General features: G+C 58.2%; 20 protein-coding genes, 1 pseudogene and 1 riboswitch. Of the genes and pseudogenes, 7 read left to right on the top strand and 14 right to left on the bottom strand.

The window, feature by feature from the left end; all coding sequences use genetic code 11:
* Positions 1-15: 15 nt before the first annotated feature.
* From PVA48_RS13665 to PVA48_RS13655, 3 genes are all read right to left on the bottom strand, one after another.
* Positions 16-327 carry a hypothetical protein gene (locus PVA48_RS13665; protein WP_146021093.1) on the bottom strand — a complete coding sequence of 104 codons (312 nt, stop codon included), beginning with the start codon at positions 325-327 and terminating at the stop codon, positions 16-18.
* A 96-nt stretch (positions 328-423) separates the two neighbouring features.
* Entirely contained in the window at positions 424-684 is a 261-nt protein-coding gene (locus tag PVA48_RS13660) for a hypothetical protein (protein WP_423231909.1), read from the bottom strand.
* A gap of 21 nt (positions 685-705) precedes the next feature.
* Entirely contained in the window at positions 706-1,320 is a 615-nt protein-coding gene (locus PVA48_RS13655; RefSeq protein ID WP_146021091.1) for a hypothetical protein, read from the bottom strand.
* Positions 1,321-1,355: 35 nt separating this feature from the next.
* Here PVA48_RS13655 and PVA48_RS13650 point away from each other — a divergent pair, with 35 nt between their 5' ends.
* From PVA48_RS13650 to dgt, 4 genes are all read left to right on the top strand, one after another.
* Positions 1,356-2,285: an EamA family transporter gene (locus tag PVA48_RS13650; protein WP_102726349.1), complete on the top strand. Its 930-nt coding sequence runs from the start codon at positions 1,356-1,358 to the stop codon at positions 2,283-2,285.
* Between the two features lie 141 nt (positions 2,286-2,426).
* Positions 2,427-4,163: a multicopper oxidase domain-containing protein gene (locus tag PVA48_RS13645; protein ID WP_423231908.1), complete on the top strand. Its 1,737-nt coding sequence runs from the start codon at positions 2,427-2,429 to the stop codon at positions 4,161-4,163.
* Positions 4,115-4,675, top strand: a complete 561-nt coding sequence (locus PVA48_RS13640) for a hypothetical protein (RefSeq protein ID WP_423231907.1) — start codon at positions 4,115-4,117, stop codon at positions 4,673-4,675. Before PVA48_RS13645 ends, PVA48_RS13640 begins: the two co-directional genes overlap by 49 nt.
* Positions 4,676-4,734: 59 nt before the next feature.
* Entirely contained in the window at positions 4,735-6,063 is a 1,329-nt protein-coding gene (gene dgt / locus PVA48_RS13635) for a dGTP triphosphohydrolase (RefSeq protein ID WP_102728164.1), read from the top strand.
* 272 nt (positions 6,064-6,335) lie between these two features.
* On the opposite strand, the gene PVA48_RS13630 is transcribed toward dgt, so the two are convergent.
* The 8 genes and pseudogenes from PVA48_RS13630 to PVA48_RS13595 form a co-directional block, all read right to left on the bottom strand.
* On the bottom strand, positions 6,336-7,265 hold the full coding sequence (locus tag PVA48_RS13630; protein WP_423231906.1) for a S1C family serine protease: 930 nt from the start codon (positions 7,263-7,265) through the stop codon (positions 6,336-6,338).
* A gap of 410 nt (positions 7,266-7,675) precedes the next feature.
* Positions 7,676-8,347: a hypothetical protein gene (locus PVA48_RS13625; RefSeq protein ID WP_146021090.1), complete on the bottom strand. Its 672-nt coding sequence runs from the start codon at positions 8,345-8,347 to the stop codon at positions 7,676-7,678.
* A 38-nt stretch (positions 8,348-8,385) separates the two neighbouring features.
* Positions 8,386-8,940 (bottom strand): RNA polymerase sigma factor, encoded by a 555-nt coding sequence (locus tag PVA48_RS13620; RefSeq protein WP_423231905.1) that lies wholly within the window; start codon positions 8,938-8,940, stop codon positions 8,386-8,388.
* Positions 8,941-9,060: 120 nt separating this feature from the next.
* Entirely contained in the window at positions 9,061-10,005 is a 945-nt protein-coding gene (locus tag PVA48_RS13615) for a thioredoxin fold domain-containing protein (protein ID WP_102728161.1), read from the bottom strand.
* Positions 10,006-10,107: 102 nt separating this feature from the next.
* A pseudogene (gene thiC, locus PVA48_RS13610) lies at positions 10,108-11,933 on the bottom strand (phosphomethylpyrimidine synthase ThiC).
* A 65-nt stretch (positions 11,934-11,998) separates the two neighbouring features.
* Positions 11,999-12,118: riboswitch (TPP riboswitch) on the bottom strand.
* A 140-nt stretch (positions 12,119-12,258) separates the two neighbouring features.
* The gene (locus PVA48_RS13605; RefSeq protein WP_423231904.1) at positions 12,259-14,169 is read right to left on the bottom strand and encodes a heavy metal translocating P-type ATPase; all 1,911 of its coding nucleotides are present in this window, start codon (positions 14,167-14,169) and stop codon (positions 12,259-12,261) included.
* Between the two features lie 125 nt (positions 14,170-14,294).
* Positions 14,295-14,570, bottom strand: coding sequence for a metal-sensing transcriptional repressor (locus PVA48_RS13600; protein WP_022398378.1), 276 nt, complete (start codon positions 14,568-14,570; stop codon positions 14,295-14,297).
* A gap of 213 nt (positions 14,571-14,783) precedes the next feature.
* Positions 14,784-15,269, bottom strand: a complete 486-nt coding sequence (locus tag PVA48_RS13595; protein WP_102728158.1) for a GNAT family N-acetyltransferase — start codon at positions 15,267-15,269, stop codon at positions 14,784-14,786.
* Positions 15,270-15,571: 302 nt separating this feature from the next.
* Between PVA48_RS13595 and PVA48_RS13590 the strand changes: the two genes are divergently transcribed.
* Positions 15,572-16,165, top strand: a complete 594-nt coding sequence (locus tag PVA48_RS13590) for an RNA polymerase sigma factor (protein WP_022398380.1) — start codon at positions 15,572-15,574, stop codon at positions 16,163-16,165.
* 322 nt (positions 16,166-16,487) lie between these two features.
* Here PVA48_RS13590 and PVA48_RS13585 read toward each other — a convergent pair whose 3' ends face one another.
* The 3 genes from PVA48_RS13585 to PVA48_RS13575 all read right to left on the bottom strand — a co-directional run bounded on the left by PVA48_RS13585 (position 16,488) and on the right by PVA48_RS13575 (position 19,192).
* Positions 16,488-18,329 carry a BNR-repeat neuraminidase N-terminal domain-containing protein gene (locus PVA48_RS13585; RefSeq protein WP_423231903.1) on the bottom strand — a complete coding sequence of 614 codons (1,842 nt, stop codon included), beginning with the start codon at positions 18,327-18,329 and terminating at the stop codon, positions 16,488-16,490.
* Positions 18,302-18,535, bottom strand: a complete 234-nt coding sequence (locus tag PVA48_RS13580) for a hypothetical protein (RefSeq protein WP_423231902.1) — start codon at positions 18,533-18,535, stop codon at positions 18,302-18,304. The genes PVA48_RS13585 and PVA48_RS13580 overlap by 28 nt, the downstream gene beginning before the upstream one ends.
* Before the next feature lie 144 nt (positions 18,536-18,679).
* Complete coding sequence (locus PVA48_RS13575; RefSeq protein WP_102728156.1) at positions 18,680-19,192, bottom strand: hypothetical protein; 513 nt, start codon at positions 19,190-19,192, stop codon at positions 18,680-18,682.
* 188 nt (positions 19,193-19,380) lie between these two features.
* On the opposite strand from PVA48_RS13575, the gene PVA48_RS13570 reads away from it, so the two are divergent.
* Both PVA48_RS13570 and PVA48_RS13565 read left to right on the top strand, forming a co-directional pair.
* Positions 19,381-21,081, top strand: coding sequence for a sugar MFS transporter (locus PVA48_RS13570; protein WP_423231901.1), 1,701 nt, complete (start codon positions 19,381-19,383; stop codon positions 21,079-21,081).
* Entirely contained in the window at positions 21,006-21,311 is a 306-nt protein-coding gene (locus PVA48_RS13565) for a hypothetical protein (protein ID WP_423231900.1), read from the top strand. Before PVA48_RS13570 ends, PVA48_RS13565 begins: the two co-directional genes overlap by 76 nt.
* Positions 21,312-21,320: the final 9 nt, after the last annotated feature.

Here is a 21,320-nt window from a genome sequence, read left to right as displayed (position 1 = left end):
TCCCCTGATTCCAGCTTAAATGCTTTTACAGGAAGGAGTCGAAATAAACACCATGAAAGCATCAAATTCGGCAACATGATACTTCTGGACGCCGCCATGTGGGCGAATCATCCTGACATGACCTGAACTCACGGCCTCTGCCAGTAATCTGCAAATGGTCGATTTACTGGTATCATAACGCCTGGCAAGAGTCGCCTGGCTTGCCCAAACAACGGAACCCGATTTAGCTGTTTCCCGGGTAAGAAGAACATCCAGACATTCTCGAATGCGCCTTAACTCTGTAATGATGTCCTCGGCAGAGACAAAAGTACCTTCTATGATTTTCATATTCGAGTAGAAGATTAGAACTTCAGAGAAGATTAGCCTCTTCTTGCGCATCTGAAGATATCCAGGCATTTCTCAGGTATTGAATCTCGTCCTCTCTTAAAAATTCATGTAGCTTTGAGATGGCTGCTTCAAAATCCTTTGTTCGGCCAATTCCAAAACATGCCGTTCCAACGTTGTTGTAGGATGATATTCCAGGTAGGCCGCCAGCAGGGAAAGCAGTCTGATGCTAGATGCCTGTTCGACATTGTAATAGACCAATGGATCATCGAAAACTACTTCAACAATGACCTCGGCATCTTCTCCAGGCAAACATGGAGTCAGTCCGGAAAGGCCTCTAATTTCCCGATTGATGCGCAAGACTGTTACCAGCTCACCGCCTTATCCAACCATGCTTCTTAATGCACATTTGGGATGCACATACCATTGAATCTTCTCCAAATTATTCAGATAGGCGCTTACCTTGGCCATGGAAAATTCGTGGGTGATCCTGAATGCATAGTACTTCTCCACCTTAAGCGGAATAAAATTGTCCCGAAGCTTATTTAACAGGGTAAAACGGTTTCTCCTGAAAACAGCGCCGTAAATGCCGTCAGCAAGGAAGTCGTAGTTTATACGGAGCAAGACCGATTGAAGGCCATTCCGGAAGAGGTGCAGGACGTTTACCACAGCCTCAGAGAAAAAATTCTCGATTTGGGAAACGTTGGAATCAAGGCCAACAAGCTTTATGTCGCCTTCACTGTCAACGATTCGAATTTCACGGATATCGCTTTGCAGAAACAAGGCCTGAAACTCTGGATCAACCTTCCCAAAGGCGAATTGGAAGACCCCTATAAATTCGCCAGGGACGTTTCCAATATCGGCCATCATGGAAATGGCGTTTACGAGCTGGCTATCAAAAATGCGGACAAGCTGGATTACATCCTTACCCTGATCAAACAGTCTTATAAGCAAAAAGCTTAACCCCTCCTGGCTGGGAAGATTTAACCGTGCCATTGCTTTTTTGATGAACGCTGCATACTCCCGGCAGCATGGGCATTGACTTGGTTTTCCTTTCTCCGTATGCTTCCGCCCTCATGCCTGCGCTGCTGATCACGTCTTTCATCTGGGCGTTGTCATTCGGACTGCTGGGGAACTGCCTGTCCGACCTCCCCGCCAGTTTTGTCGCGCTGGCGCGCATGGCCGGCTCGCTGGCCGTTTTCCTCCCCTTCGTCCGGAAGGTTCCTTTCAGCCATGCAATGGGGATGATGGGGATAGGCGCCGTCCAATTCGGAGGAATGTACCTCTGCTATATCGCAGCCTTCCATTATCTGCCTTCCCACCAGGTCGCCCTTTTCACGGCCACTACGCCGATTTACGTGGTTCTGGTCAACGGCCTGATGAAGAAGAAGCTGCCGCCGCTCCATCTGGCGGCGGCCGTTCTTGCGGCCATAGGAGGCGCGGGCATCCTTTGGAAAGGGTATTCCGCCGGCAATGGCGAACTTACGGGAATTGTTCTGGTACAGCTTTCCAACCTTTGTTTCGCGGCAGGGCAAATCGCCTACATTTCCTTGAAGGATTCCTGGTTCGGCGGAAGTGAAGCTTCCTGCTTCGCCTATGCCTACGCAGGCGCCCTGCTGGTTACCTTGCCTGCCGGACTGCCGTCAGGGCTGGCCTGCTGGCAGGAGATTTCAGCCATGCAATGGTGGCTGCTGGCCTATTTGGGAGTCATCGCTTCAGGAGTCTGCTTTTTCCTCTGGAATTACGGCGCCCGCCGGGTGACGCCCGTCAAGCTGGCAATCATGAACAATCTCAAGATTCCCCTGGCGGCGCTGATTTCCCTGCTCCTGTTCCGGGAACAGCCCAATATGTTCCTCCTGGCTCTCGGGTGCCTGCTTATCCTGTCCTCTTTCCTGATCGCGCCCATTCCTCCCAAGAAGGCTGCGCGGAAACAGGCTTCCGGCGGCCGGATTCCGGAATAACGCACCCTTGTCATTTCCGCCCGCGCCAGTTTCCAGATTCTCCTTTCATGCTCCAGGAAAGGCATGACACATCACATCCGTTTCATTTTGAACCGGAGATGGAATGAACAGGTCTTTTCTGGCAGTACTTTCCTCCTGTTCATGTTTAAGGTCGCCTCCCATTTTTTCCCATTCCTGTGCTGCTGCCTGATGGCCCAGTTCTCTCCGTCATTCGCCAAAACGGTGGAATACGATTTATACGTCCGGAACGCTCCGGTCAATTTTACCGGGGTCACGCGCCCGGCCATGACCATCAACGGAAGCATTCCCGGCCCCGTTCTGTATTTTACGGAGGGGGACACCGCTGTAATACGGGTGCACAACCTGATGGATACGGAGACTTCCTTTCACTGGCACGGCCTGCTGGTGCCCAATGACCAGGACGGGGTGCCGTACCTGACTTCCGCGCCGGTAAAGCCCCACACCACGCATACCTATACTTTTCCCATCATCCAGAACGGCACGTACTGGTACCATTCCCACAGCGGCCTTCAGGAGCAGAGCGGCCTGTACGGCGCGTTCGTCGTCCGCAAGCGGCCCGGCGACCCGGCGCGCAGGCCGGAGGACGCCCTGCCGGAGTATACGCTGGTGCTGAGCGACTGGACGAACGAGAATCCCCAGGAGGTGAACAGGAAGCTTCACACCGGGTCGGACTGGTTTTCCATCCGCAAGGGGAGCGTGCAGAGCTACTGGGAGGCCCTGCGCGCCGGCTACCTGGGAACCAAGCTGACCAGCGAATGGAAGCGCATGAACGCCATGGACGTGAGCGACGTGTATTACGAACGCTTTCTGCTGAACGGCTCTTCGCAGGCTTCCCTGCCCCGGCTGAAGGGCGGCGACCGCCTCAGGCTGCGCATCGTCAACGGGGCTTCCTCCACCTATTTCTGGCTGAGGTACGCGGGCGGCAAAATCCGCGTGGTGGCCAGCGACGGGAAGGATGTCGTTCCCGTGGACGTGGACCGCATGATGATTGCGGTTTCCGAGACTTACGACGTCGTCCTGACGGTACCGGAATCAGGCAGGGCTTTCGAGTTCCAGGCGACGGCGGAGGATACCTCCGGGTCTTCCTCCCTGTGGCTGGGCCATGGGGAAAGGCAGCCGCTGCGCCCCTTCCCCAGGCTGAATTACTTCAAGAAGATGAAGCAGATGAACGGAATGATGACCATGGGCGGTAACATGAAGATGATGAAAATGAATTCCGGTCCCATGCGCCAGATGCATCACCACGGCATGTCCGGCGGAATGCCGGCCTCCCATTCCGGAGATATGGGGATGATGGACATGAAGTCCGGTTCCTCCCATGGTGGAGGCCACGGCAGCATGCAGGAGGAGGGGGAGGAAACCACCCTGACGTATGACATGCTGAAGTCCCCTTCCCGCACCAACCTTCCTTCCGGCGTGCCCGTGAAGGAATTGCATTTCATGCTGAGCGGGAATATGAACCGCTACGTGTGGAGCATGAACGGGAAGACTCTTTCAGAGACGGACCGTATCATGATCAAGGAAGGGCAGAATGTACGCATCATCCTGACCAACAATACCATGATGAGGCATCCCATGCACCTGCACGGGCATTTTTTCCGGCTGGTGAACAGGCACGGGAATTTTTCACCGCTCAAGTTCACGGCGGATATCCAGCCCATGGCCACCCAGGTGATTGAGTTTAACGCGGCGGAGAAGACGCGCGGCAACTGGTTTTTCCACTGCCATATCCTGTACCACATGATGAGCGGCATGGGGCGGATTTTCACGTATGAGGATTCTCCCCCAATCCACAGCTTCCACACCCCATGCGGGCACTCCAGCACGTTTACGACATGGACCGGAAGTGGTACCTGACCGTGAACAATGATTTCGCCTCCAACGGGAATATCGGAGACCTGGAGTTCGGAGGCACCCGCTGGAGCGTTCAGGGAGAGTGGCAGATAGGCTACAAGGATACGCGCGGCTATGAGGCGGAAGGACGGCTGGGCAGGTACATCGGGGAGAAGCAGTGGCTTTACCCCTACATCGGGGTGGACTGGACCTGCCGCAAGGGTGAGGCCAGAGAACGCAACATGTTCCGCCAGACCACCCAAAAGGACCGGGAAGTGGACGGCACCCTGGGCGTCCGGTATACGCTGCCCCTGCTCCTGATTGGGGATGCGCGCATTGATACGGACGGAAAGGTGCGCCTGCAATTGGAGAGGGATGATATCCCGCTCGCCTCCCGCCTGCGCCTTTCCTTTTCCCTGAATACGGACCGAGATTATTCCGTGGGCCTGCACTACATCCTGACCTCCCATCTCAGCGTTTCTACCAATTACGACAACAACCTGCACTGGGGAGTGGGGCTGATGCTGACCTATTGAACGCCTTCCCCCATTTTCTCCTGTTCCAGCCGGGCATTCCCCTGTAGCATTCCTTCACCATGTCAGGGATGATGAATTGGCAGCAGCTTTTGTCGGACGCCCGCTGGGGGTCCAGGCACCAGAGTACGGCGTCTCCGCAGAAAAACCGCAGCAATTACGACCGGGATTACGGGCGCATTCTGTTTTCCAGCGCTTTCCGCCGCCTTCAGGACAAGACGCAGGTTTTCCCCCTAGGCCGCAATGATTACGTTCGCACCCGCCTGACCCACAGCCTGGAGGTGGCCCACATCGGCTCCTCCCTCGGCATGCTGGCGGGAGAGTGGCTGGCGGAGAAAGGTTCCCTTCCCGCTCCTATAGTGCCTTCCGACGTGGCCACCATCGTTTCCACTGCCTGCCTGGCCCACGACATCGGCAATCCGCCCTTCGGCCATTCCGGGGAGGACGCCATTGAAACCGCCCTGAAACGGCACGGCCTGGAGATGCCGTTTGAAGGGAATGCCCAGGGGTTCCGCATCCTTACCCGCACCGGGGATCCGATGGAAGGCAACGGCCTGAAACTGACGGCTGCCGTTCTGGGCGCCTTCATGAAGTATCCCTGCACGCAATCCTATTCCGCGGCCGTCAGGAAAGGCGGCATGACGGCAGCCAACAAGCTTGAATGCAAGAAGTTCGGCATCGGGGAACAGGAGAGGGAGGCGGCTTCCTTCGTGGCCGGCCATCTGGGGCTGCTTCCCCGTTCCGCGCCTGATGAAAAATATCTTTGCTGGTGCCGCCATCCCCTGGCGTACCTGATGGAGGCCGCGGACGATATCTGCTACCGTATCGCGGATATTGAAGACGGGCATTTTTCCGGCATTCTGGATTTTGAGCCTACCAGGGATTTATTCAGCCCTTTCCTGACGGAATCCCAGCTTTGCTACGTCCGGGAACTGGAAAAGAAGGATGAAAAAGATTCCTGCATCCATTACATGCGCGCGCTCGCCATCGGCAGGAGCATCCAGTCCGCCGTGGACAGTTTCATGAAGCATGAAGAGGAGCTTCTGCAAGGGAGCATGGATCAATCCCTGATTGACCGTTCGGAACTGGCCGGGCCGCTGAACGGATTGTACCGGTACGCCATTGAGAACGTGTACCAGGCCCGGGAGGTGATTGAAGTGGAAGCCATGGGCTACAAGGTGCTGGGAGAGCTGATCGACTTTTTCATGGAGTGGGTGAACCATCCTTCCTCCGGGCAGTCCAAAAAAGTAGCCATCATGCTTCAGGGAACCGGTCTGCCCAAGGATGACGAAGGGAAGGACGCACGCCTGGCGCACATGCTTGATTATATTTCCGGCATGACGGATTCCTTCGCGCTGGAGACGTACCGGAAATTGACCGGCATTCTGTAGTTCCTGCCGCACTCCGCTTTTCAAAAGGAGTTCAAGACCTGCCCACAGGGAGGCCGCAGGGATATCCCCTTTCTTTTCCTTCCATCTTCTTCCGGAGGTTCCTCCGGATGTGGAATAGATGTCCTGCTGCTGTTCCGTGTTTTTTCTTCCCGGAACGCGCCGCTTTTTCAGAAGAGGAAAAAGCCCCTTTTCTGCATGAAAAAGGCTGCCCCACACAGGGCAGCCGTCCTTAACATAATGATCATGGATTTCTCCATTGTTTCATGAAGAGGTTAAAAGCAGAAGTTGGTTTCTATGTTTTTCAGGCGTTCCCTGACGGCTTCCGGCACGGCTTCCTTTTCCTCCGGCGTGTTGTAGGGGCCGGAGTACAGGACTTTTCCCGCGGAATCCGTCACATGGACGGTGGTGCCCGCCTGGGAGCTGGAAGAAACCACAATGGTTCCGTTGGCGTCCGACATCCGGACGGAAGACGTGCTCTGCCCTCCGCCGGACACCTTGCCCATGGGGGGCATGGGCATCTGGTGAAGGTTCTGGAGGCTCCGGAGCATCTGGGCCGCTCCCGGCGTCAGGTTCATCCGGCCGATGATGTCATCCATCCGCGAATCATCAATCGCGGAGTCCCTCAAAAAATCATCCATCATTTGCTGCATGTCCAGAATGCGCTGCGGAAGGCTGGGCCGTGCGGCCATTCCGGCGGGAGGAACCGCCTGGCGCCGGACGGAGGGAACCACGCGCGGCTGGGTGCGGGGATCTCCCTGGGCCGCCAGTATTTCTTCCGCGGAAAGCGTTCCGCCGTCCAGCGTGACATCCGCCGTTTCCCGCTTGCCCTTGCGGTAGAATACAGCCGTAATCTTGTCTCCCGGAACTTTTTCAGACAGGGCTTCCGTCACGGAGCGCGGGCCGGACAGGGAGATGTCCCCCAGCTTGATGATGACGTCGTTTTCCTGAAGTCCGGCCTTGGCGGCGGGGCTGTCCGGCATCACCTTGGTCACCAGCACGCCGGGAAATCCGCTGAGTTCCAATTGAGCCACGACTGCCTGCGGCACCGTGCCGGGCACAATGCCCAGCCTGGCCGGTCTGGAAGAGGGCAGCGGCTTGGTCTGCGGCGTGTAGGGAGTCAAGGGCGGCGGCTGAAGGTTGTCCGTACTTCCTGCGGGCCGGTCAATGGAATATCCGGAGCCCGAACCTATCAGCAATCCCAATGTCAGAAAGATACAGGTTTTCATATCCATGTGAGATAATATACAGCATCCGTCCGCGCAATGTTCAAAATTTGTGCATTTTTTTTGCAGGTCCTCGCCCCGCCCCTTCCGTCCCGCAGTGTCGGCAGACCGCCAAGGAACGCATCACGGGAGTAAAGCCAAGCCAACCCACACTTGGGTGAGACCTTTATCCGGACGCCTTTCCCTCCACCGGCAGGGAGATTTCCCTCCCGGTAGAACATTTATTTCCGGGCATGGGAAAAGAGCTCCGCCATGCATCCAGGGCGCTTTCTTTTTCTTCACAAAGCAGAGACGCGGAACAAGGAACAGGACCGGAGAGCGCGAACGCTTGCAGCAACAGAATGGAAAATTTCAACCGCGCTGCCCACAGGCGTTCACGCGGCGGTCGTTTAATATTCCTTTTCAGGAAGAATTCTACGGATGACGGCAGGGGCAATCACGGGCACGCGCTCGTCTCCGCCCTGCAATTCAAAAAGAGTGGGTTTCCGCAGCAGCTCCCGCTTTTCCCCGGGCAGTACAGGGGCTTCCGTCTTTTCAGCTCCGGCTTCCGCCTCATTCCCTCCGGCCACCGTGCCGCCGGGCGCTACCAGCGTATTTTGAACCAGCAGAACGGCGCCCACCGCAGCCGCCACGGAAATGCCTGAAATATAGGCGAGCCGCCGCCACAGGGGGATTTTCACCGCTTTTTCCTGCTTCGCCTCTCCGGCGCAGTCCATGGCCTGCGCCATTTTGCACACGGAGAATTCCAGCATGGAAGAGGCGGAAAGCCTTTTCAGCCGGGTTTCCATTTCATGTTCGGACTCGGCGCACATCAGGGAACAGCATTGTTCCCGGAACAGAACCCTCACCGGGGCAGGCCGCAAACGCTTCAAAAGGGATTCCATCTCATGAATTTCCTCATCGGATATTTCATCATGCCGGAGACGGTCGTTCAGGGGGAAGATTTCCTCACACCTTCCGGCCAGGCGGGAAATCAGTTCATCGGATACGGGAAGGGGCTGCATGGCGGCAGTACCGCCGCCTTCCTCCCCTGCGGCGGATGATGTTGTTTCATGTTTCATAAGAGTGGAGCGGCATTAGAGTTGGTCTTTTTTGTTTCTCAGCGCCTTGCGGAGCAGGTCGATGCCATAGCGGTACCGGCTCGCCACCGTGTTCTGTGAGATTTCCAGCGTTTCCGCAATTTGCTGAAAGGTTTGTTCCCCCATATTTTCAGGACAATGACCTCGGAGAATTTGGAAGGGAGCTTCCTGAGCTGCATTTCCATGAACTGCTTGAGCTCCTCGTCCGCCGCGGCGCTGGAAAACCAGGGGTCCGCATAAACATCCTCGTCCTGTTCGGCGGCGCAGGCTTCATCCTCCCTTTTCTGGCGCCGGTCGGATTTGCGGCCATAGTCCACCGCCAGACGCCGGATGGAGGCAAAGACATAGGAAAGCCATGCCTCCTGCCCTCCCACAAACTCTCCGGAGGCCTCCTTGCGCGCCAGCCGTATCAGGGCATCCTGAAGGATGTCCTCCGCATCTTCCGGAGAGCGGGACTGCTGGCGGGCAAACAGCAGCAGTTGAGCGACGTGCCTCCGCAGCCATTCATCCCAGCTCAGCAAATGGCTGTCTTCTTCATTAACTTCCTCTTCCCTGATGTAGGCGGACGTATTCATTTCTGCATGTTCGGTTCCTTCATCAATCATAGCGCAGCAAGTTCATTTTTTTGTTTAAAATAAAAGACGGAATATAGTTTTCCTTTTCACGGGAAGAGGGAATGCCTTCCTGAAAAGGGCTTATTTTTCCTTATTGATTATTTTCTGCATATTGTTGATCCATGGCTCCAGCTTTTTGGCCGCCGGAGATTCCGGATCGGCGTCACGGGCCATGTTCAGGTATTCCAGGGCCTTGGGATAATTGCGCTCCAGCGCATACCCGTCGCTGACGTATTTGGCTATTTCCAGGCGGATGGGCGGCAGGAGGTCCCGCTTCTCCAGCATTTGCAGAGCTTCCTCCTGTCCCGCGCGGACTTTTTCTGCGGAAAAGGGGCCCGCGTGCTTTTTGTAGAATTGCTCCATCATGAGCCGCTGCGCCGCCAGGGTCACGGCTTTTTCAGCCTTCCCGGCAAATCCGTATTTGTCCTCCGGGTCCAGGGCGGAGATTTCCGCAATCAATTCCTTCTGATAGGGCTGCAAATCCTCCGGAAGCAGCTTGATGGCCTGCACCAGTTTTTCCAGTTTTTCCTTTCCCTCCAGCGCGCGGGCCGCAGCCACGGCTTCTTTCAGCTTCAGCCTCGTCTCCCCGGCGGCTTCCAGTTTCTTCAAATATTCCTCCACCGTTCTGGAGGGCCCCACTATTTTGGCATAGGGAGCGCCATTCCCCTCCATCATCAGGACGGAGGGAAACACGGAGATTCCGTAACGGCGCATCAATTCCTCATGAAACTTGAGCTGTTCCGGAGGCATTTTCCCCTCCGTCCTGGGAAAATCCAGCTCCACCAGCACGAAGTTGTTGTCTTCCGCATACTTGGCGAAGGCGTCCGTATCAAAAATATTTTTCCGCAGATAAATACACCCCGGGCACCAGTCGGAGCCGGTGAAGTCAACCAGCACCGGCTGTCCGCTTTTGCCGGCTTTCTCCAGAGCCTTGCTCCAATCCGTCTCCCAGACGGGAGATGCGGAACAAACCACGGCAGAAGCCAGAGAAAGAACGCCAAGGACAGAAAAAAATGAATTCTTCATCTTAAAGGCATCATAGCACCATCCCTGCCCTTGTCATTCTTTTTCAGACGTTCCCGCTCCTGACAGCCCGGCGGCTGCCGTGACGCCGCGCCTTCGGTCCCCCTACTGCCGTGACCGGCGGCGGATGTCCTGGCTCAGGCGCATGGCACAGAAGTCCGGACCGCACATGGAGCAGAAGTGGGCCTTTTTGGCGTTGGCATGGGGAAGCGTCAGGTCGTGGTAGGAACGCGCCTTCTGCGGGTCCAGGGAAAGGTTGAACTGGTCCTCCCAGCGGAATTCAAACCTGGCCTGCGCCAGCGCGTTGTCCCGCCACTGGGCGGACGGGTGCCCCTTGGCCAGGTCCGCGGCGTGGGCCGCCAGCTTGTAGGTGACCACGCCTTCCCTCACGTCCTCCCGGTCCGGGAGGCCCAGGTGTTCCTTCCTGGTCACATAGCAGAGCATGGCGCAGCCGCGCTGGCCGATGATCGCTCCGCCGATGGCTCCGGTGATATGGTCGTAGCCGGGGGCGATGTCCGTCACCAGTGGACCAAGCGTGTAAAAGGGAGCTTCCATGCACCATTCCAGCTGCTTGCTCATGTTCTCGGCAATGAGGTGCATGGGCACGTGGCCCGGCCCCTCATTCATGACCTGTACGCCCGCTTTCCACGCGCGCATGGTCAGGTCCCCCTGCACTTCCAGCTCCGCCAGCTGGGCGAAGTCATTGGCGTCCGCCACGGAGCCGGGCCGCAGGCCGTCCCCGATGGAGACGGCAATGTCGTAAGCCGCCAGAATGGAACATATTTCATCCCAGTGGGAATAAAGGAAGTTTTCCTGTTCGTGGATCATGCTCCACTGCGCCATGATGGACCCGCCGCGGGAGACGATGCCCGTCATGCGCCGGGCGGTGTGGTTCACAAACCGGAACAGCAGGGCGGCGTGCACCGTCACATAATCCACGCCCTGCCCGGCCTGTTCAAGGAGGGTGTCGCGGAAGACTTCCCAGCTCAGGTCCGCCACTTTCCCGCCGACCTTTTCCAGCGCCTGGTAGATGGGCACGGTACCGATGGGAACGGGGGAGTTCCTCAGGATCCATTCCCGCGTGGCGTGGATATTCTTCCCGGTGGAAAGGTCCATGACGGTGTCCGCCCCCCAGTGGATGGCCCAGCGCAGTTTTTCCACCTCCTCCTCAATGCCGGACCCCAGGGCGGAGTTGCCGATGTTGGCGTTGATTTTCACCAGGAAGTTGCGGCCGATGGCCATGGGTTCGCACTCAGGATGGTTGATGTTGGCGGGAATCAGGGCGCGCCCGGCGGCGATTTCATCCCTGACGAATTCCGGCGTAAAATAAGCGGGCATGCGGCAGCCGTTCCGGCGTTCCGGCGCGTGCTGGTGGTCCAGCCGGTCGCGGGCCACCATGCTGGAGGGGCCGAAGCCTTCCTGCGCCTCCAGCTCGGACGGCCGCGGCATCATGGTGAGCGCCTCCAGGACTTCCCGGGCTTCGTCCGGGCGGCTCTTGGCGTTCGGATAACGGTCATACACCGCCTTGAACGCTTCTTCCCTGCCCAGGTTTTCCCGGATGGCTACAAATTCCATTTCCGGCGTAATGACGCCCTGGCGGGCGTAATGCCGCTGAGTCACAGGCGTGCCCCCGCAGCCCGGAGGCAGCGGCCCTGGTCCGTTTCCGCCTCCTCCACATCACCGCGGGCCCGGATCCACGCGGCGCGCAGGGCGGGAAGCCCCTGCTCCGCGGTTCCCTCATAAGCCGCATCCCCCCACGGTCCGGAACAATCGTACACGCGCACGGGGTCATTGGAGTGGGCGGTGCCATCTGGCAGCAGGGTATCGCTCAGGAGGATTTCCCTCAAGGGAACCTGCACGTCCGGATGCAGACGGCCCGGAATATAAATGCGTCGGGAGCCGGGATAGGTCAAATTGGCGGTGTCGTTCATGGAATGGATGCTGTTCTGTGCCGGCAGGGGAACAGCGGAAACGAGACCTTCCCGAGAAACGGGGCATGCCCGTTCAATCGAACTCCCTGCGGCGGAATTATCCGCATCAGGTTTGAAGGGTTCTGCGGGAACAGCATGCCGTTCCCGCAATCTCAGCCTTTGTTTGGGCACCCCTGCCGAACTTGGGAAAAAGATAGCACGGGCTCCCGTCCCATCCAAGCGTTTTCCGGTCCGGGTGCCAAACCCACGGCGCAGGAGCGTCGCATGCCAATGCGGCAACTTGCTATCATGCGTCCGCAGGGTGCGCGATACTCCCCTCTCCCCGTTATGGAGCTGTTCCCTCCGCGCCGTGGGGAGCCATGCTCTTCTTGCTCCCCCATTTCAGCAGAAAGACGGAATTGACGATCACGACGACGGAGCCTGCATTATGGACCAATGCGCCCGCCACGGGATTCAATATTCCGCCCACCGCCAGCATGATGGCGATGAAGTTCAGGGCCATGGAAAACGTCAGATTGCACTTGATCGTTCGCATCATGCGTCTTGCCAGGCGCAGCAGATGGGGGAGTTCCCGTATATCGTCGCTTACCAGGACAATGTCCGCGGCGTCCACGGCAATGTCACTGCCTATGCCTCCCATCGCAATTCCGGCATGGGAGGTTTTCAGGGCCGGGGCGTCATTGATTCCGTCCCCAATCATGCACACCCGGTTCCGTTCCTTCTGGAATGCGTCAATCCAGTTGAACTTGTCCTCCGGCAGGCAGTCCGCGTAAACCCGCTCAATGCCTAGCTGCCCGGCTACATGGGCCGCGGCATTCCCATGGTCTCCGGTCAGCAGCACGGGAACCACCCCGGTTTCCGCCACTTCCCGGATGGTGGAGACGGCGTCCTCCCGCAGGGTGTCCGACAGGGCGATGAAGCCTGCGGCCTTACGGTCCATGCCGAGGAAAATCACGGTGCATCCCTCCCTTTGGTACTGTTCCGCCGCCCTTCTGACTTCGCCGGGCACCTCCAGCCCGTTTTCCCGGAACAATTCCAGGTTCCCGGCCATCAGTTCCCTCCCGTCCAGGACGGCCTGGACGCCTCTCCCCGGAATCATGCGGAACTGTTCCGGCTGGGGAAGCTTCCGCGTTTCTCCCTTCCGGTAACAGCGGACGACCGCCTTGCCCAGAGGGTGCTCCGACTGCAGTTCCGCGCAGGCGGCATACCTGTAAAGCACCTGTTCGGGGAGGTCCGGCAGAAAACTGCGTACCGCCGCCACGCGGGGCGTCCCGTGGGTAAGCGTTCCCGTCTTGTCAAAGGTGAGGTGGGATACGGAGGCCAGGCGTTCCAGGGCATCCCCCTCCCGCACCAGGAATCCATGCCTGGTGGCGTTTCCGATGGCCGCCATGATTGCCGTGGGGGTAGCCAGCACAAGCGCGCAGGGGCAGAATACCACCAGGATGGTGACGGAGCGGATCAGTTCGCCCGTGACCAGCCAGGCCAGCCCTGCGGAAGCCAGGGCAATGACGACGATCCAGGTGGCCCAGCGGTCCGCCACGCTCACGATTCCGGCCTTTCCCGCATCCGCGGATTGGACGAGACGGACCATGCGCTGAATGGAACTGTCCTCCCCGGCCCTGGACGCCTTCATGTCAAAGGCTCCGAACTGGTTGACCGTTCCGCTGGAAACCTCGTCCCCGGCTTCCTTGTCCACCGGAAGGGGTTCACCCGTCATTACGGCCTGGTTGATGGAAGTGTGGCCGGAAAGAATCACTCCGTCCGCCGGAACCGTCTCTCCGGGCAGCACGCGGAGGACGTCCCCCGCACATACCTGTTCCGCCGGAATGACCTCCTCCCGGAAGCCGTCCACTTTCCGGGCGGTAGCCGGGGTCAGATGAACCAGCTTTTCAATTCCCGCCCGGGCTTTGGCCACGGTCAGGTTCTCAAGCAGCGCGCCGAGCTGCATGATGAACGCAATTTCCGCCGCGGCAAAGTCCTCCCCGATGATGACGGAAGCGACCAGCGCGATGGAAACGAGCACATCCGCCTTGATGTCCCAGGCCGCCGCCAGTCCAAGCACGGCTTCCAGCACGATGGGAACGCCGCACAGCACAATGGCTATCCACGCGACGCCAAAGGGAAGCGGTTCAATATCAAGCATGCTCAACAGCAGCGCGAATCCGGAAACGGACAGCAGCGCGACGTCGCGCCTTGTCCCTCCCCATTCCAGCAGTTTTTCCAATCGGTCCAGCATATGATTCTCCTTTCCATACCCATGCAGGTACGGGTTTTATATACCTATAGGGGTATAGGTTTGTCAAGATGAGACGAAAAAATCCCCGGAAATGGCGGTTGAAAAAAGGCTCTTGCCCCCTCCTGCTAAATCATGTTGGCAAACCGTTCGACCGCCTTGGTAAAGCGTGCGATGGTCTGCTCCGGGTCTCCGTGCTCCAGTCCGTCCCGGACGCAATGGCTGATATGCCCCTCCAGCACGACCTGGCCCACCTTGTGCAATGCGGACTTGGCGGCATTGAGCTGGGCAAGCACATCTTCACAGGGAACGTCCTCGTCAACCATCCTGTCGATCGCCTGCACCTGTCCGATGATTTTCTTGAGGCGGCGATGCAAATTTTCAGAATTCATGCATTGTTTCATTGCGGCGTTTCCTTATACTGTTAGGGGTATCTGTATCATCAAGTTATCAGGCAGACAGGAAATGCTGTCAAGAACAGAGTCCTCCCGCAGGCGCGTACCATCCGGAAGGGCCTACTGTGTCCGGCCTCCCTTCTTTCCTCCTTATTCCAGGCGCAACAATCCCTTCCCGCCCCCGCATGAAGACCGGAAGAACGAAGTTCCGGCCTTCCCCCGTCAAACGGGTCCGGTTTCCATGGCGGGAGCCGTATACAGGCGTTCCCGGGCATGATGACCGCCCGTCGCCATTGTCAGCAGTTCCCACCCGCATTTTTCATAAAACCCCGCCAGGTCCGTCACCAGATAGAGACGGGGATATCCGAGCGCGGCCAAATCCTTCCGCACAAAGTCCAGGATGGACGCGGCCACGCCCCTGCCGCGATGCCTTTTTTCCACAAATAGCGCGCATAAGTTGGGGGCTAAATCCTTCCGGTCATGGAAATCGTTTTCAATCACTCCGGCACCCGCAATGATTGCCCCCTGTCCGTTCATGACCACGTACCATTGCGGAATGCCCGTTTTCCGTTCCATGCATTCCTTCATGCTTTCCTCATAGGCCTCTACGGGAACGTCCCACTTGGAGCCGAACCAGACGGAAGCTGTGGAAAGGAATTCAGGATGATTCCTTAAACAGACCAATTTACCGGCGTTTCTCCCTTTCATTTTCCCTTACCCTAGCAGGCCCCTCCGGTCATTGTCAAACCGGAGCGGCATGGAGGGTGGCCTCCGTATTTCCATCACGCTCCGTCTTCCCACCGGGAAAAGAACGGAATGTTCCACCCCCTCAGCCGTCCCCGGCCATCGGCAGGAGCAAAACGTTTTGTCCGGCGCCTTGCGCGGAAAGAGAAGAAAGACCCGTTTTCATCTCGTCAGCCGCGGAAAAATGGGATAGACCTTTTTTCCGGGGCATGCGCCCTTCCGGATGCAACCTTTCACCGGACACGGGGTTTATAGAAGGGAATTTCATGGACGAAGCACAAGACATGCCGCCTGCGGAACCAGACGAGGACGCCCAGCTGATGCTGAGAGTCAGGAATGGCGACGCTTCCGCCATGGAAATGCTGGTCCGCAAACACCAGAACTCCGTGTACGCCACCGTAGCACGCATGCTGAACAACGGGCCGGAGGTGGAGGACATCGCCCAGCAGGTTTTCATCCGCATCTGGAAAGGAGCCGGGAATTATGAGCCCTCCGCACGCTTCACCACCTGGATGTTCACCATCCTGCGCAATCTGGTCTTCAATGAAGTGCGGCGCCAGAAGCGCAAGCCCACCACCTCCGCGGACGCCATGGAGGAGGAAGGCGGCATGACCGTGTTCCTGGAACCTTCCCAGGCCCCGGATGAAGCCATGGAGCACACGGAACTCCAGCGGGCCGTGGATGAAGCGATTGCCGCCCTGCCGGAAAAGGCGCGCCTGGCCGTCCAGCTGCGCCGCTTTGAAAACATGCCTTACGAGGAAATAGCCCGGACGCTTGACATGACGGTTCCCGCCACCAAAAGCCTGCTGTTCCGCGCCAGGAACATGCTGAAGGACGCGCTGGCTTCTTTTCTGGAGTGACGGCCAGGGAACAGGAAAAAGGGCTGATCCGGAGAAAGCTTTTTTACAAGGGCCCGGAGGCCCTTGCTCCAGCAGCGCAGCCACCAGGGACTCACACTCCCGCGGCCTGGAAGAAACACCGCCGCCGGGAAACGGAGGCTTGATTCGTGCCTCTTTCAGATTCACTCCCCCTGCGCGTTTCAAGCTTCTCTTTCCGTCCTCCCGGCCCTCATACCTGAACTCCCTCCCCTGCGCTTTGGAGAAATTCCTACCCAAAGACCGCTGCCAAAAAAGGGCCGCTCCCGGAAGGAAACGGCCCGTAAACGATTACCTGAAAGCGGCGTCAGCGCGCACTGCCCGCGTTGAGAACCTCCTTGTACGGGATTTTCAGGAAGTTCAGCGCTCCCTGGGATTCATACAGCACGCCCACGTGGTTTTTATCCACGGGCGCCAGGCAGGAATAACCCCAGCCGTTGCGGGCATCGTAAAGGAGCCACTTGTCCTCCGGCCAGGAGCCGGCGTCATCCGTGGAGGCCTTCAGGGTCATGTGGGAACGCCCGGAAGTGGTGTTGGGGTTGGAGAACAGGACCACCCTGCCCGCGCCCGGCACTCCGTCCACGGCAAGCAGGCTGCCCTGGCAGACGGGTTCCTTCAACTGGGGAGTGCGGTTGGTGGGGTGTTTTTCCCAGGTTTTGCCCAGGTCCTTCGTAACGCCCACCACGCGGGAGCCGCCCCAGTTGCAGCGGGCATTGATCATGATGGAGCCGTCTTTCAATTCAATCACCTGGGCTTCCGTCGTCTGCTGGTTGACGCCCGTGCCGCAGTGCCAGGTCTTGCCCTGGTCCTTGGAATAAACGATGGTGGACCACGGCACGCCCTTGCCGTCCCAGTACTGGGCGGCAAAGACCAGCGTGCCGTCCTTCATGCAGATGCCGTTGCCGGGGCCGTTGAACAGAATGCGCCAGTCCTTGTCCTTGGTCTGTTCCGTAATGTTGATGGGCTTGGACCAGGTAAGGCCGTCGTCATCGCTGTACGCCAGCACCAGCTGCCCGCAGGCTTCCGGGGAATTGTCCCCGGACTTGCTGCCCCAGATGGAATGCTTGTGGCTCCAGATGGCGGCCACCCAGATGCGGCCCGTCTTTTCATCCACCAGAATGGCGGGGTCCCCCACGCCCTTGGTAGCCCCCAGGGAGGGGTCAATCTTGGAATCGTCCATGGCAATCTTGACGTCGGACCAGGTGCGGCCCCCGTCCGTGGAGCGGCTCACGCCCACGTCAATGTTGGCCGGAAGGTCGCCGGAATGGTTGTAACGGATGTCGTAAACGGCCAGGAGAGTCCCTTTCCTGGACCTGTCCAGGCCGGGAATGCGGTAGAACTTGGAGTTGAAATCCCCGTGCTTCACTACGGCCACGCCGATGCGCTGCGCCACCGGGGCGGCATTGGCCACCTTCATCAGCTTGTTCCCCGCCACAACGCTGGCCGGGCGCACCACCACCCTGCCGTCCAGGGAGGCGCCCTTCTTCATCGTCACGCATGCCCACAGGTAATTGTCGCCGGGGTCCAGCTCCAGCTTCCCCTTCACGGAAACCTGGGGCCTGGAGGAGCCGGAAAGCTTCACCGTACCCAGTACCTGGGAGGCATCCTTCGGAAACGGGTCTTCCCCGTGCTGAATGGGCGGAGCCTCTTCTCCCCGCACCACCGTCACGGATTCAATGTCGGAAAGCTTCGTCGTGCCCGTAAAATCCAGATTGACGGCCGTCAGGAACTGAGGATTAAGACAGCCGTCCGTTTGAACCTTCAGGGAAAGAACGGGACTGCACGGGATGCGCACCATCACCGGATAGGCGGAAGAAGCCATCTCCACCTGCGGATTCACCTTCATGGGGATGCAGGGCACGATGAACAGGTCGTCCAGCTTCAACCCCTTGTTCTCCGGCGACGTCAGCTTGAACACCAGGGAGCGCGTTCCGGCGGGAACGCCGGCCTCTATCCTGGTATTGAAGCCGCCCGTCCTGATGTCCTTGCCGTCATAAATCTTCTTTTCCCCCTTGGGCCCTACGGCCACAATGGAAAATTCAAAGGGGGCCTGTCCGGTCCAGCGCTCCGCCCAGGCGGACAGCCGTACTTCCCTGGAAGGAGTATCCTTCAAGTCCAGCTTCAGTTCGGTATCCTGCCCGCCGAACATCCGCAGGGAAGATTTCCCGGATTTTCCCCCTCCCCGATTTCCGCCACGCCGTCCCGGCAGGACATGGGGCCGTACTTGGTGGAAAGCGTGGTAAACTTGCCGTGTTTGGCCTGCTCAAAGCTTTCCGTACCCAAGGCAGCGGGAACAGACATGCCCAGGGCACACAGCAGGGCAAGCCCCGTTAATGTATTCAAAGGTAAACGCATCGTATTTATGGTGTGTTTCGCAGGACAATACGCAGCGAACCGGAACAATCTTGCCCGGAGCTGCGTCATTGCCAGCCTGTTTCCTAACACACGCTTTTCCGCCGCGTCCAGCCTTGCCTGGGAGGCCTGTAGAAAGACCAGTCCTCAACCCTCCGTTTTTCCACTGGAAGGAGCCGCCGGCTCCATGGAAATCACGGGACGTTCTGGAAAGGAGCTGGAATCCCGGTGCATGTAGTAATGGGACCAGTGAAGGACAACCTTGTCCCCCGGCTTCAGGGCGGCTACCTTTTTCAGGATGTCCGCCCCCTGCAGGATGGGCTTGTGCGCCGGATTAACGTCGATCATCAGCTGCTCCTGCTTTTCATCCCCGTACTTGCCGGGTTTCCGGTAATCCAGATACTTGATAATCCGGAAGGCGGCGAAATCCTTGGCGTGGTCGCACTTGTCCGGACAGAGGGAGGTAAGGAACCTGCACTTGCGGTGAATAATACCCGTAAACTCCGCCTCCGCCACATGGTCTGACAGCAGTTCTCCGGACGGCAGCGTCACGCCGCTTTTTTCATCCGTCTTTTCCGGATTGGCGACGGGGGAATCTTCCGCCTGAACGCCCCAAAAACCGGCCAGCCCAAGACAAACGGCAAGAATGCACTTCTTCATCAGCCCATCCTTAGCCGCCTCGGAAACAGGAGTCAAGAAGAAGCCGGGTCTCCCGTGAACGCTGACAGGATATCCCAACCCAAACATACCGCTTTGTTTTATTTGTCAACATGTTGGATGATTTCTGGACTCTTTTCCGTTTCCAGATTGACGCACCGCCGTCCTTGTGAGAGATTGACAAAAGCAATATGGACAAAAACCGTACCTCTACCGTGCCGATCGTTCCCAAACAGTACCGGCTGCCGTTCTTCATGCTGGTCTCCTGTTTTGCGCTGTGGGGGCTGCTGAACAACATGACGGACAACCTGGTCCCGGCATTCAGCAAGATCTTCATGATTAACGCTTCGGAATCCGCAGGGGTGCAAATCTCCTTTTACGGGGCGTATGCGGTGCTTGCCATCTTCGCCTCCATCCTGCTGGAGGAATTCTCCTACAAGGCTGGGGTGCTCATCGGGCTGGGGTTCTACATGATCGGCGCGCTGTGCTACATACCCGCCGCCATCGGGCAAAGTTTTGACATTTACCTGGTAGCCATCTTCGTGCTGGCGGGCGGCCTCTCCATCCTGGAAACCACCTGCAACCCGTTCGTCCTCTCCATGGGGTCCCAGGAGACGAGCGTACGCCGCCTGAACTTCGCCCAGGCCTTCAACCCAATCGGCTCCCTGACGGGCATCTTCCTGGCCAAATACTTCATCCTGGCGCATTTGAATGATGCGGACATGGACACCCGCAAGGCCATGGACCCGGAACAACTGAACGCCATCGTCAGCGACGAGCTCTTCTGGGTGTGCGTTCCCTATGTGGGCCTGGTCGCCATCGCCGCCGTCATCTGGTTCTTCTTCTGCCGCTACAAGTCCGACGATGAAAGCGTGCCCACCCGGGAAAACACGCAGCCCCTTTCCTCCAAGCTCGGCCGCCTGGGCCTGTGCGTCGCCTTCATCCTCATTCCCTTCCTGTTCCAGTACTACTCCACCTTTGAATTCAGCATGGTGCAGCAAATCCTGATCATGATGATCGGGCCCATCGCCTTCCTGCTCATCATGCCGGACTACCGCTGCCAGCTCATGAAGCTGGTGAAGCTGCCGCGCTACTTCTGCGGCGTGGTGGCCCAGTTCTTCTACGTGGGCGTGCAGATCGCCGTCTGGACGTGGACCATCAAGTACATCATGTCCGTCTTCCCCGGCATGCAGGAAGCGGCGGCCTCCAACTACTACATCTTCTCCATCGTTCTGTTCATCGCCTGCCGCGCCATCACCACGGCGCTGATGAAAAAATTCAACCCGGCCAACATGATGTCCCTCTTTGCCATCGCGGGCATCCTCTGCTGCCTGGGCACCATGTACCTGCCCAAGGAAATCTCCGTCTGGACGCTGGTGGGCATCTCCGGCTGCATGTCCCTGATGTTCCCCACCATTTACGGCATCGCCCTGCGCGGCCTGGGTTCCGAAGTGAAACTGGGCGCCGCGGGCCTCATCATGGCCATTCTGGGGGGCGCGGTCATCACCCCGTACATGGGCTCCTTCATTGACAACACCACGGTGAAAAACCAGGTGGCCTACTTTGAATCCATTGACCGCCCCCTGATCGCGCAGGCGGAAGCAGCGGACTCCCGCAAATCCGTCTCCGGCGCCATGCTGGCCCTCTACAAGATGTCGGAAGCCAATCCCGCCGGGGGGAAGAACAGGCCAAAGCCGCCGCCAAGTTCCAGAAAAACCTGGATACCTTCCTTTCCCTCCATACCCTGGACGGGGAAGCCTTTGACCAGGCGGCCAAATCCCTGCCCGGCTGTTCCGGCCTCAAGCCGGAAGAACTGGTGGTCTTCAAGGCCAACCTGGACCGCCTGCCCGCCCCCGCCGGGAGAGAACAGCAAATTCAGCAATTCTCCCTGATTCCGGCGCTCACCACGCTCTCCGGGAACCAGGCCGAGGTACTTGGCAACCTGATTTCCGACCCCCTGGACATGAAGCAATTCCAGACAGCCCAGGAAAACTTTGTGGAAAAAGCGGTGCGGTCATCCTTCTTTATTCCCATCATCTGCTTTGCCGTGGTACTAATCTACGGCTTCTTCTTCCGCAACACCCATTTGAAAAAGGAAGAGGACGCGCCTGCCCAGGCCTGAACCAGCTTC

The sequence above is a fragment of the Akkermansia sp. JRP_AM1 genome (genome assembly GCF_049262625.1).
GTDB classification, from domain to species: Bacteria; Verrucomicrobiota; Verrucomicrobiia; order Verrucomicrobiales; family Akkermansiaceae; genus Akkermansia; species Akkermansia massiliensis.
The sequence above is the reverse complement of the archived record's forward strand: the minus strand, read 5'-3'. Positions and strand labels throughout refer to the sequence as shown.